General features: G+C 58.5%; 12 protein-coding genes and 1 pseudogene. 9 read left to right on the forward strand and 4 right to left on the reverse strand.

Going from position 1 to position 11,069, the window contains the following annotated elements:
* Nucleotides 1–1,185 carry an acyltransferase gene (locus NXC14_RS28560; RefSeq protein ID WP_085781398.1) on the forward strand — a complete coding sequence of 395 codons (1,185 nt, stop codon included), beginning with the start codon at nt 1–3 and terminating at the stop codon, nt 1,183–1,185.
* Between the two features lie 383 nt (nt 1,186–1,568).
* Here the strand turns inward: NXC14_RS28560 and NXC14_RS28565 are convergent, their stop codons facing one another.
* Nucleotides 1,569–1,964 (reverse strand): DNA cytosine methyltransferase, encoded by a 396-nt coding sequence (locus NXC14_RS28565; protein ID WP_085781399.1) that lies wholly within the window; start codon nt 1,962–1,964, stop codon nt 1,569–1,571.
* Between the two features lie 76 nt (nt 1,965–2,040).
* Between NXC14_RS28565 and NXC14_RS33730 the strand changes: the two genes are divergently transcribed.
* A complete protein-coding gene (locus NXC14_RS33730; protein ID WP_245362263.1) occupies nt 2,041–2,337 on the forward strand; it encodes a GNAT family N-acetyltransferase in 297 nt (98 codons plus the stop codon).
* A 452-nt stretch (nt 2,338–2,789) separates the two neighbouring features.
* Here the strand turns inward: NXC14_RS33730 and NXC14_RS32765 are convergent, their stop codons facing one another.
* A complete protein-coding gene (locus NXC14_RS32765) occupies nt 2,790–3,191 on the reverse strand; it encodes a hypothetical protein (protein WP_157131521.1) in 402 nt (133 codons plus the stop codon).
* A 590-nt stretch (nt 3,192–3,781) separates the two neighbouring features.
* On the opposite strand from NXC14_RS32765, the pseudogene NXC14_RS28575 reads away from it, so the two are divergent.
* The 6 genes and pseudogenes from NXC14_RS28575 (at nt 3,782) to NXC14_RS28600 (ending at nt 9,489) form a co-directional block, all read left to right on the forward strand.
* Nucleotides 3,782–4,664: pseudogene (locus NXC14_RS28575) on the forward strand (dihydrodipicolinate synthase family protein).
* A gap of 6 nt (nt 4,665–4,670) precedes the next feature.
* On the forward strand, nt 4,671–5,348 hold the full coding sequence (locus NXC14_RS28580; protein WP_198175592.1) for a GntR family transcriptional regulator: 678 nt from the start codon (nt 4,671–4,673) through the stop codon (nt 5,346–5,348).
* A 54-nt stretch (nt 5,349–5,402) separates the two neighbouring features.
* Nucleotides 5,403–6,731 carry a sugar ABC transporter substrate-binding protein gene (locus tag NXC14_RS28585; RefSeq protein ID WP_085781401.1) on the forward strand — a complete coding sequence of 443 codons (1,329 nt, stop codon included), beginning with the start codon at nt 5,403–5,405 and terminating at the stop codon, nt 6,729–6,731.
* Nucleotides 6,731–7,669, forward strand: a complete 939-nt coding sequence (locus NXC14_RS28590) for a sugar ABC transporter permease (protein ID WP_085781402.1) — start codon at nt 6,731–6,733, stop codon at nt 7,667–7,669. Before NXC14_RS28585 ends, NXC14_RS28590 begins: the two co-directional genes overlap by 1 nt.
* The gene (locus NXC14_RS28595; RefSeq protein WP_085781403.1) at nt 7,669–8,484 is read left to right on the forward strand and encodes a carbohydrate ABC transporter permease; all 816 of its coding nucleotides are present in this window, start codon (nt 7,669–7,671) and stop codon (nt 8,482–8,484) included. The genes NXC14_RS28590 and NXC14_RS28595 overlap by 1 nt, the downstream gene beginning before the upstream one ends.
* An 18-nt stretch (nt 8,485–8,502) precedes the next feature.
* On the forward strand, nt 8,503–9,489 hold the full coding sequence (locus NXC14_RS28600; RefSeq protein ID WP_085781404.1) for a sugar kinase: 987 nt from the start codon (nt 8,503–8,505) through the stop codon (nt 9,487–9,489).
* Between the two features lie 186 nt (nt 9,490–9,675).
* On the opposite strand, the gene NXC14_RS32770 is transcribed toward NXC14_RS28600, so the two are convergent.
* Complete coding sequence (locus NXC14_RS32770; RefSeq protein ID WP_157131522.1) at nt 9,676–9,846, reverse strand: hypothetical protein; 171 nt, start codon at nt 9,844–9,846, stop codon at nt 9,676–9,678.
* 137 nt (nt 9,847–9,983) lie between these two features.
* On the reverse strand, nt 9,984–10,199 hold the full coding sequence (locus NXC14_RS28610; RefSeq protein WP_085781405.1) for a hypothetical protein: 216 nt from the start codon (nt 10,197–10,199) through the stop codon (nt 9,984–9,986).
* A 299-nt stretch (nt 10,200–10,498) separates the two neighbouring features.
* Between NXC14_RS28610 and NXC14_RS28615 the strand changes: the two genes are divergently transcribed.
* On the forward strand, nt 10,499–11,065 hold the full coding sequence (locus NXC14_RS28615) for a sugar transferase (RefSeq protein ID WP_085781406.1): 567 nt from the start codon (nt 10,499–10,501) through the stop codon (nt 11,063–11,065).
* Nucleotides 11,066–11,069: the final 4 nt, after the last annotated feature.

Consider the following 11,069-nt stretch of genomic DNA (forward strand, 5'->3'; position numbering starts at 1 on the left):
ATGCAGCGCGTTGATCACAGACAGAGGGAAGAACGACTTCTTACCATCGCCGACGCGTTTGCCGGTTCAGCGTTTACTGGGACAACGGATCCGGTTCAGATCGATGAACAAGATCTCAGTCGCGAGACAGATCAAGCGAAAAACCGTTCCCTTTTTCTGGATGAGCTGCGGGGAATAGCTGCGCTTTCGGTGGTTCTCTTGCATGCCAGCCATATTTTCGGCTTTGGTCTTAACTCCCACGCCTATCTGGCAGTCGACTTTTTCTTATGCCTGAGCGGTTTCGTCCTGGCAAGCGGGTATGACGAAAAGCTAAGGTCGGGTGTTCTGCAGAGCCGGACGTTTTTGCTGAAGCGGGTGATACGGCTTTATCCCATGATCGTCGTTGGCGTCGCCCTGGGCGTCATTGCCTCGCAAGTAGCTTTGACACCAAGCATAGCTCTTCTCGATGTCTCAATCCTTGCTGCTGGCGCGTTATTCCTATTGCCCTTCGGACTTCTCGTCGGTCAGGAAGCATTCGCAATCAACAACCCGCTGTGGTCCCTCTGCTTTGAGATGGTCGCTAGTGTCGTTTACGGCTCGGTCGCTCGCCGGCGGGTTCATTTTTGGCACGAGGCGGCGGTTTTGGCGTCGATGGCGGCAGCGCTTTTCCAAGTTGTCATGATCGAAGATAGCATCGGGCCGGTCGGATTTGCGAACTGGCAAGCGTACTTCGAAGGATTTGTGAGGGTCGGCTTTTCGTTCCTTTGCGGCGTCTTGATCTTTCGCTGGGATATCCCTCATCGCGTCGGTGTGGTTCCACCTCAGATCCCGCTTTTCGTCCTGATTGCCGTTCTATTTTTCCCGTTTGCCATTCCAAGAGAAATCTACGATTCCATATGTATCACTACCATAATTCCGATCGTGGTGACCCTGGCGGCTGCGGTACCGCATAATGTGGCGCGGCCATTCGCTGCATACCTCGGACAGTTGTCCTACCCCCTGTATATTGTCCATCTGCCGATCATTCAGCTCGGGAAGCAATTCCAGAACGCCAGCGGATTCATTCCCTGGCCGGCCACTGTGCTCTGTACCCTCCTGGCCGCTGTTGGCGTGGCGCATTTCTTGAGCACTCGCTTTGATTTACCCGTCCGCACTTACTTAAGCGCTCATTTTTTCAAGCCCCGACCCGGCTCCTGTAGCTTTTAGGGTCTGCGGCTGAACGATTTGTCTGCCGATATTGTCCGAAGTGCCACAAGACATATGAATGGCATAATTAAACTTCGCACCATTCTTTCCGTTGTGACATATCCGTCCCGTGAACATCGCAGGTAGTCCTGAGCTGATCTCCGCCTCGGCCGTGTTGACAAAGTTATCTCAGGAGCTTGTTGTCCGCGACGACCGCGATATGCTCAAGGAATGATTACTTCTCCTTGTCCCGTGTATCTTTTCAGAAGCACAGGTTTCGCTCCAGCGGGCGACACAGTTCACCGTCCCTTGCCCGTGCGCCCGCGAAGGGTGGACGAAAGCGCTCCGATCTGGACGAGATTCCCGAACCGATCATAGAAACGCTGTTCTCGCATCGCCCGGAGCTAATCCTCGGCTCCCGACCATCCGTTTGCAGCCATCAGGTCGAACAAGGCGTCGCCGATGTTTGTTGCCAACTGCGGGAACTTCGGAGGCATTCGGAAGGCGCCGGCCAGTCCTTTTCGAAGTCCGACAATCAGGATGCGACTTCGGTCTTGGGCGATACCGTAATCTCTGGTGTTGATACGATGGATCTCGGATGAATATCCGGCCTTCGAAAGTATCCGCAGAGCGTGAGCGACATGGTCCGCATGCTTGCCGTGAAGGAGCCCCTCGACATTCTCGAAGATGAATGCCCTTGGCTGGGATTCCTTCACCGCCCTGACACCTTCTAGCAGCAAATCGCGTTCGTCATTCTTCCCCAGGCCATTGCCATCAGAAGAATAGGGCTGGCAGGGAATTCCTCCGACGAGTAAGCGGACGGCGAGAGCAGACGTCGAATTCGTTCTCGAAAGCTACGTCGCCAATCCTGCGGGTATCCGGTGCTCTCTTGCGGAAGACGAGCAGTGCGGCCTTCTTGGGTTCCAGTCTCTCATCCGTGCGACCGAAGACAACCGCTACGGGACGCCTGTCGGGTGGGGCATCATAGGAACGCACGTGTCACCGGACGCCGCGCGGACGGGCGTCGGCACTGCACTGTTCGCCGCCTCTCGCAGGGCTGCGATCGAGGCAGGGCTGACGAAGATCGAAGCGTTCAGGAAAGGACAACGCGATCGCTCAGTCGTACTACGAACGGATGGGTTTGAGACCTACCGGACGTCAGCGGAGAACTAGGGAGGCCAGGCTTCCTGCTCTGAGCCTCGAACGCCATCCTCCCGCAGAGCGACTACGCGGCGACATTCTTCTTGGGAGCTCAACTTACCAAAACTTCGGACAAGCTGCGAGAGCATCCCCCATTCGGCACCGACATCGAAAGTCCTCCTCAACGATGGCGAACTTTGTGGGTTCTCGTCCTGAAGATGAGGCGATGGATGATCCATTTTCTGGTTCGATCAATCCATTTTTAGGATCGCTTCTCCTCCACCCCATGCGAAACCCGCACCCGAACGTCCTTCTAAAACCTCCGAACCTCCTTGACAGAAGCGTACGAAATGTTACGAAAGTAATATTTCAAGTTGCATCGTAAATTATACTCGAATCGCAGATCGCGATTGATGGACTACTGAGGCATTTCGTCCAAGGGGGAGGACATGCGCCGCTTTTTCTCGCCTATACTCTTCTTATTTCTAACAAGTTGCCATCACGTCTAGAATCACGCGCTTCCGTGGACCAGGCCGCGGATTAAATATCGGCCCGCTTTGTCCGCCCCCGTATTCATCTTCACCCCGGCTGGCGATACTGCCCGCCAATGGCGTTTGGTTCTGCTCGGATTCTTCAAGCCACTGAACTGTAATTACCTCTGCCGCTAAGTTATATTCTGTAAAGCCATCGATAGAATTTTGAACGTCACTAGGGCCCCAGTTCGCCGAAGACGCACTTCTCGGATTTAGAGCTAAAATCCAATCGACCGTATTCTTGTAATTTACGGAGATGTCCACATTTGATCTATCTGCCTGACATAGATCAAAGTCGCCAACAACAATTTTCTCTTGCGCAGAAGCCGGGAGAGCAATGATGACAATTGCCAATAGCGGTGATGCATATAACGCATTCGCAATTCCCTCCTCATTTCTCCTTCTTACTACGGAATTAAACTACCGTATCTCGTTTATATTGTAAACGTGAATGTGTAAAGAACGCAGGTTGTGCGCATTTTTTTGCAGTCCTTTTATTCTTACGGAGGGAACTGGAAGCGAGCAGTTCTGCATTTGGAGCGCTCCCCCTCCTGATCAAGCGAAAAATTCGGAAGATGTCAGTCGCCTTCCGGCTCTCCATTAATTTCGACTAACACGAAGCCCATCCGAACGTTGCACGGCCGAGAACATCGGTATCGGGAGCAAGTCCAAGCCATCGATACAGGAGCTTTGGTCCTTTTCAGACGTGCAGATGGCCATCGCGGTGCCGCGTATCGTTCAAAACCCGCTGCCTACTGGTGTATCTGAAAGCAACGCTAAATCCGGGCCATCGATTCAGGTGCTTTCAAGCCTTTTTGGAGGTGCAAAAGACGTTGTGGACGGGCGGGGCCACCAAGAGTGTTCCGCACCGACCGATACGGTCAGCTCTTTACAACTAACATGTCAGTCTGCTACAACTGACTCATTAGCTGGGAGGAACAAGGTTGACATCAAGATTCGGGCTCTCCGTCGCTCTCGCCACGCCGTTCGACAGTGATGGCAATATTGCGGTCGAGGCGATGATCGCGCAAGCGCGGCGCTGCCTTGCCGCCGGGTGCTCCAGCGTGACGCTGTTCGGGACGACAGGTGAGGGGTCTTCCATCGGGAATGGCGAACGGGAACGCATAGTGGCGGCCTTTCTCGATGCCGGCATTGCGCCCGGCAACATCATCGTCGGCGTGCTCGTCGATGCCGCAGAGGATGCGGCGATGCAGGCCGGTCAGGCCCTGTCCAATGGCGCCCGCAACATCCTTCTTGCGCCGCCGTCCTATTTCAAGAACGTCAGCGACGACGGCGTCTTCCAGTGGTTTTCCGCCGTATTCTCCCTGCTGGGCGACACGGCGAGGGATATCATCGTCTATAATCTTCCCTCGGTCACCATGGTGCCGCTGAGCGTGTCGCTGATCGGTCGGCTGCGGACCGCCTTTCCCCATGTCGTCACAGGCGTCAAAGATTCCTCCGGCGACTGGCCCTACACCGACGCTTCTCAAAGCGCATCGTGATCTCATCATCCTGGTCGGCGACGAGCGGCACCTCGCAAGGGCCGTGCGGCTCGGCGGCCAGGGTGCCATATCGGGCATGGCGAATTTTGTGCCTCGCGAACTCAAGCCGATGGCCGAAGAGGGCAGGGACGATAACCGCGTCGCCGATTTCGTCGTCGAATTGCTGAAACATCCGGTCATTCCGGCCGTGAAGACGATGGTGGCGTGCACGACGTTGGAGGACATCTGGGTTGCGGTTCGTCCGCCGCTCCTCCCATTATCCGCCGAAGCGCAGGAACAGCTTGCGATTGCTTTTGACCGTCTTTTCCAATCGAAGGCGGCATAGTTAGCCATGTTTGCGGGGGAGGCGATGGACGAAACGGAGGAGCAGCCGACGCTACGGGAAAAGGCCTATGCAAGTTTCACGCGCCACCTGCTTGCCCGTGACGTGCGTCCCGGCCAATTCGTGTCGCAGCGCCGTCTCGTCGAGCTGACCGGGCTGACGCTTGGCGCCATCCGAGAGCTCATCCCGAGGCTTGAAGCGGAGGGGCTGATCAAGACCGTGCCGCAGCGGGGTTTGCAGATCGCTCACATTGATCTGAACCTTATCCGCGAGGCGTTCCAGCTGCGTGTATTCCTGGAGAAGGAAGCTGTGGCGCTCTTCACACAGACAGCGTCGGACGAAACGATCGCCGGGCTGTTGAAGCAGCATCGGGATATCGCCGACGCCATCCGAAACGGCAACGTGTCGCATGAGTTGGAACTGCACGCACAGGCCGTCGATTGGGGCATGCATGATGCCTTTATCGACGCGCTTGGCAACACCATCATTTCGAACGCCTATCGCGTGAACTCGATCAAGATGCGCCTGATCAGCCAGGACCGCTTTCGCATCGACGGCCATGTCGGACCCGTCATGGGCGAGCACCTGAAAGTGCTCGAGGCGATCGAACGACGATCCGCCGAAGACGCCGTCAACAGCCTTGTCGCACACATCAATCATGCAAGGGATCGTGCGCTCAGGATATAATCGAGAATAAACCGCCGGGGGTGAGGAGATCACCGGCAAAAGAGGAGGATAGACATGCCATCATTCTTCAACCCGACGCGGCGCGGATTTCTGGCGGGCACCGCCGCTCTTGGCGCCAGCAGCATGTTCGGCATGCGGCCGGCAGCCGCTGCGGTCGACTGGAAGCGCTTCGCCGGCACAACGCTCGAAGCCAACCTGGTCAAGAGCCCGCGCAGCGAAATCCTGACCAAGTACCTGTCCGAATTCGAGGAGCTCACCGGCATCAAGGTCAATGCCGAAGCAACGCCCGAACAGCAGCAGCGCCAGAAGACGACCATCGAGCTGAGCTCCAGAAAACCGAGCTTCGACGTTGTGCACCTGAGCTACCACGTCCAGAAACGGCAATTCGAGAAAGGCGGCTGGCTTGCCGATATCAGCGGCTTCCTCAAGGACGCTTCGCTGACCGACCCCTCCTTGGTGGAAAGCGATTTCGCCGAAGCAGGCCTTGCATTCGCCAAGGATGCCAACGGCATTCTGCGGTCGCTGCCTTTCTCGGTCGATTACTGGATCATCTACTGGAACAAGGCGCTGTTTGAGAAGAAGGGGCTCGCCTACCCCACCAACTTCGAGGAATTGGCAAGCGCCGCAGAGGCGCTCACCGATGCCTCCGCCAACACCTACGGCTTCGTCGCCCGCGGCCTGAAGAACGCCAATACGCCGGTCTGGACGACACTGCTGCTCGGCTATGGTTCGAGCCCGCTCGGCCCGGACGGCAAGCTGCGCACGACATCGCAGGAAGCGATCGATGCGGCCAAGCTTTACCAGAGACTGATGACCAAGACCGCGCCTCCCGGCGTCTCCGGCTTCAACTGGGCAGAGGCCCAGTCTGCCTTCCTTCAGGGAAAGATCGGCATGTGGCTTGATGGCGTCGGTTTTGCTCCGCCGATCGAGAATCCGGAAAAGTCGCGCGTCGTTGGCCAGGTCGGTTACGGCATCATGCCGAAAGGACCGAAGGCGCAAGCCGCCGGAACCTTCGGCGACGGTCTCGGCGTCGTCGCGGCAAGCCAGAAGAAGGAAGCAGCCTATCTGTTCTGCCAGTGGGCGATTTCGCACGACATGGGTGCACGCCTGCTGCAGGCCGGCGCCGGCGTTCCGTTCCGCCAGTCCGTCCTTGCGGATGCGAAGGTCCGCGAAGGCGTCAAGATGCCCGGCTCATGGCTGGATGCCGTTGCCGGCTCCGGCAAGATTTCCCAGCTCGCCCTGCCGGTCATCATTCCTGTCACCGAGTTCCGTGACATCTATGGCGTCGGCCTCACCAACATGATCGGCGGCGCCGATCCGGAAACCGAACTGAAGAAGGCGACGGCCCAGTTCGAACCGGTCCTGGCGAAAAGCGAGGGATAATGGCCTCTGCAGGCATCGAAACGGCCGCTATGGCCAAGGCGTCGAAAGGAGGGAGCAAACCGGACCGGTTTGCTCCCAACTACTGGCCCTTCGTCATCCCGGCGCTCATCGTCATCTCGGGCGTCATCGTCTTTCCATGGGTGTTCACGGTGTGGATGAGCGTCAACAGCTGGACGCTCGGCCAGTCGCAGGTCTTTGCGGGGCTGGACAATTATATCAGACTCGCCACCGACATGCGGTTCTGGGAGTCGCTGTGGCATACGGTGCTCTATACGGCGCTCTCCGTGCTGCTTCCCCTTTTTCTGGGGACGCTCGCCGCACTGATCTTCGATGCCAGGTTCCCGCTGCGCGGCCTCATTCGAGGCATATTCGTGATGCCGATGATGGCCACCCCCGTCGCCATCGCGCTGGTCTGGACGATGATGTTCCACCCGCAGCTCGGCGTGCTCAATTATCTCCTCTCCTTCATCGGCATCGGCCCGCAGGAGTGGATCTACAATCAGGCGAGCGTCATTCCCTCGCTGGTCCTTGTCGAAAGCTGGCAGTGGACGCCGCTCGTCATGCTGATCGTGCTCGGTGGCCTGGCGGCGGTTCCGCGCGAACCTTATGAGAGCGCCGAGATCGACGGCGCCAATGTCTGGCAAAAATTCCGCTATCTGACTCTGCCGATGATCGCGCCCTTCCTGATGATTGCGGTTATCATCCGCAGCATCGATGCCGTGAAGAGCTTCGACATCATCTATGCCATGACCCAGGGCGGCCCCGGCACCGCCTCGGAAACGATCAACATCTATCTCTACAACACCGCCTTCGCCTATTACGACATCGGCTACGGCTCGGCCATGGCGGTCGTCTTCTTCATCCTCATCGTGCTGCTCTCCTTCGTCCTCATGATGATCCGGCAGCGCGTGAACTGGTCTGACGGGGAGGCACGCTGATGAAGCGCAAGACGCTCGATCGCATCGGACTGCTGTTCGTTGCGCTGGTGATGATCTCGCCGGTCGTCCTGTTTTTCCTCTGGATGATCTCGCTGTCGCTGAAATATGAGATCGACAACGGCGCCTATCCGCCGATCTTCATCCCGGAGCGTTTCGCCTGGTCGAACTATGTGAAGGTCTTCGAGGAGAATAATTTCTTCCTCTATCTCTGGAATTCGCTGCTGGTGACCGGCAGCGCCACGCTGCTGGCGCTCTTGATCGGCGTGCCGGCCGGCTATGGCATCGCGCGTCTGAAGGCGGAGAAATCGGCGATGGTCATCATGATCGCGCGCATGACGCCGGGCCTGTCCTTCCTCATTCCGCTCTTCCTCTTGTTCCAGTGGCTGAACCTGCTCGGCACGCTGATGCCCCAGATCATCATCCATCTCGTCGTCACCGTGCCGATCGTGGTATGGATCATGATCGGCTATTTCGAGACGACGCCGATGGAGCTGGAGGAGGCTGCAAGCATCGACGGCGCGACACCCTGGCAGGTTTTCCGCCTGGTCGCCCTGCCGATCGCAAGGCCCGGCATCGTCGTCGCCTTCATCCTGTCGGTGATCTTTTCCTGGAACAATTTCGTGTTCGGCATCGTGCTCGCCAGTCGCGAGACGCGCACGCTGCCGGTCGCCGTCTACAACATGCTGTCTTTCGAACAGGTCAGCTGGGGACCGCTCGCGGCCGCCGCATTGATCGTCACCTTGCCGGTCCTGATCTTGACGGTGTTTGCGCAACGGCAGATCGTGGCGGGCCTGACGGCGGGCGCCGTCAAGTGAGCAGGTGAGACAGAGATTTTGACGGCTTCTTCCGCCTTCGAGCCGCCTCCCGGTCCTGCGCGCCGCGTGCTCTGCGTCGGCGCGGCGGTGCTCGACACCTTGTTCCGCGTGCGCTCGCTGCCCACCGGCCAGGGCAAGATCCTGCCCTATGAAATGCTGCAGATCGCCGAAGGCATGGCGTCGAGCGCGGCATTCGCCGTCGCCCGGCTTGGCGGCAATGCCAGCCTCTGGGGCGCGGTCGGCGACGATGCCACGGGCGAACGCATTATTACCGATCTCGCGGATAGCGGCATAGACACGAGCGGCATGACGGTTGTGCGGGGCGCCCGCTCGGCCGTCTCGACCATCCTCATCGATGATGAGGGTGAGCGCCTGATCGTGCCCTTCTACGATGCGCGGCTGCACGATACGGTCAAACCGGTCACCGAGCAGGATGTCTCCACCTTCGATGCGGTGCTCGTTGACGTGCGATGGCCGAAGCTTGCGCTGGCGACGCTATTGGCGGCGAGGGGGGCGGCCAAGCCGGCCATTCTCGACGGTGACGTTGCGGGCGAGGGCGTCATCGAGATGCTGGCGCCGGCGGCGAGCCACATCGTCTTCTCGCAGCCGGCTGCCGAGCGGCTTGCCGGGACGACGGATCTTGTGGAAAGCGTCGGCCGGCTGAAGCGGAAATTCGAACATGCCTTCATCAGCGTCACGGCTGGGGAAAACGGCTCTCTGTGGTTCGACGATGCAAGCGGCGACATCCGTCACCTCGCCGCGCCGAAAGTGAGGGCCATCGACACGCTTGCGGCCGGCGACATCTTCCACGGCGTTTTCGCGCTGGCGATCGCAGAAGGCATGCCGATCGGAGAGACGATGCGATTGTCGTCCATGGCGGCGGCGCTGAAATGCCAAGTGTTCGGCGGCCGCCTCGGCGCACCCACGCGACCCGAAGCGTGCGATGCTCTACGGGATTGGAACGTCCGCGTTTCCCAGAAGGCGAGCGATATCAAGTTCAGATGAGGCCGGATATCGTATCCTCGCCGACCGCGAGTTGCGCCTCCGCGGTACGAGGGCTGGGCCCTGCCAAATTTTGCTATGCCGTCGGTCTTGGTCGCATAGGGCGCCGCCGATCGTATGCGGCGGAGCAAAAGGGGAGATGCGTGGCTTCCTTGAGCATAATGCGCGCGCCGGAACGCGTTATATGCGTCATCGCCACGTCTTCAGGGACGGCAGCGGCAAGACGACGAGTGCCGCGCGTCTTGCCCAGCATGTTGCCGTGGCGGTCACCGGCTTCTTGCCGTCAATCTCGATGCGCAGCGTCCCCTCCCACACGGCTTTCACGCGCAGGTCGAGGGCGACGTCAACACACCAATCCAATGCTGCGCAGCATCGAGATCTCCAATGCGGCGATGACAAACCACGCACTTTATGAGGCCGAGCGAAGGCAGTTTACCCGCGCGACTATGACGGCGCGAGGGAGGCGATGAAGGCGGTTAATACGGAAATCGTCGCCCTCATTCACAAATCGTGAGGCCGGAAACGTGCAGGAAGTTTACTGCAGTAAACAATGAGAACGAGCCCATAGCGACCAGAAACAGCATATCATCTATAATGGAATTCGCGCTTGGTGCGGCCACCGCAGCATCGCTACCTTGGGTGCCAAAGCCGATGCCGACAAAGGCGATCGAAGGGCAGCTGGCGAGCGGGAGACGGTGATGGATTTCGCCCATACGCTGATCGAAGATCCTTTCCTGCCAGAGGCCCGCTTCTGTAGGCCTGCCAGAGATTGGCGCCTGTGGACCATAGGGCGCGGTTGGGCGCGATCTGATGGCAGCGGCTACGTCGTGCGTTCCAAGCTCGAAGTGAGCCCCTTTGCCTAGGAATACAAGGCAAGGATCTGATCGACGATCGGCCGGCGTTCAGTGAAGAAAGCTTGCGGTTGGAGTTGACGCGAAAGGGTTTTTGACGATACGGCGCTGTGACGTATGGGCGGAAATCCGCTGAAGAGGCAATGGAAGAAGTACGGGGAATGGGCTTGAAACGCGCGGTGGATTTTTTCCTGGCTTTGGTGGCTTCGGTCATCCTGCTCGTTCCGATCCTTGTCGTCGCTCTCAGTGTCCGGCTGACGTCGCCAGGACCGATCCTCTACTGGTCAAAACGTATCGGGCGTTTCAATCAGATCTTCCTGATGCCGAAATTCCGCAGCATGCGCGTCGACACGCCGACAGTCGCGACACATCTGCTCGAAAATCCCGAGCGGTTTCTGACGCCCATCGGCTCGTTTCTGCGCAAGTCCAGTCTCGACGAACTGCCCCAGCTCTGGTGCATTCTGGCGGGCAAGATGAGTTTCGTCGGGCCGCGCCCGGCGCTCTACAATCAATATGATCTGATCGAATTGCGGACGGCGCACGGCGTCGACAAGCTCCTGCCGGGATTGACCGGATGGGCGCAGATAAACGGGCGTGACGAATTGCCGATTCCGGAGAAGGTGAAATTCGATGTCGAATATCTTGAGCGACGCTCCGTCGGTTTCGACATGCGCATCCTGTTTCTGACGGCCGAGAAGGTCGTTCGCCGGAAGGGAATAAAGCACTAGCTTA

Origin of the sequence: Rhizobium sp. NXC14 (assembly GCF_002117485.1) — a bacterium.
Taxonomy (GTDB): Bacteria; Pseudomonadota; Alphaproteobacteria; order Rhizobiales; family Rhizobiaceae; genus Rhizobium.

Bases quoted from the DNA above. Each gene is read 5' to 3' on its own strand.
- NXC14_RS28560 (WP_085781398.1), top strand. From the start codon at position 1: ATGCAGCGCGTTGATCACAGACAGAGGGAAGAACGACTTCTTACCATC.
- NXC14_RS28580 (WP_198175592.1), top strand. From the start codon at position 4,671: ATGTTTGCGGGGGAGGCGATGGACGAAACGGAGGAGCAGCCGACGCTA.
- NXC14_RS28585 (WP_085781401.1), top strand. From the start codon at position 5,403: ATGCCATCATTCTTCAACCCGACGCGGCGCGGATTTCTGGCGGGCACC.
- NXC14_RS28590 (WP_085781402.1), top strand. From the start codon at position 6,731: ATGGCCTCTGCAGGCATCGAAACGGCCGCTATGGCCAAGGCGTCGAAA.
- NXC14_RS28595 (WP_085781403.1), top strand. From the start codon at position 7,669: ATGAAGCGCAAGACGCTCGATCGCATCGGACTGCTGTTCGTTGCGCTG.
- NXC14_RS28610 (WP_085781405.1), bottom strand. From the start codon at position 10,199: ATGGGCGAAATCCATCACCGTCTCCCGCTCGCCAGCTGCCCTTCGATC.
- NXC14_RS28615 (WP_085781406.1), top strand. From the start codon at position 10,499: ATGGGCTTGAAACGCGCGGTGGATTTTTTCCTGGCTTTGGTGGCTTCG.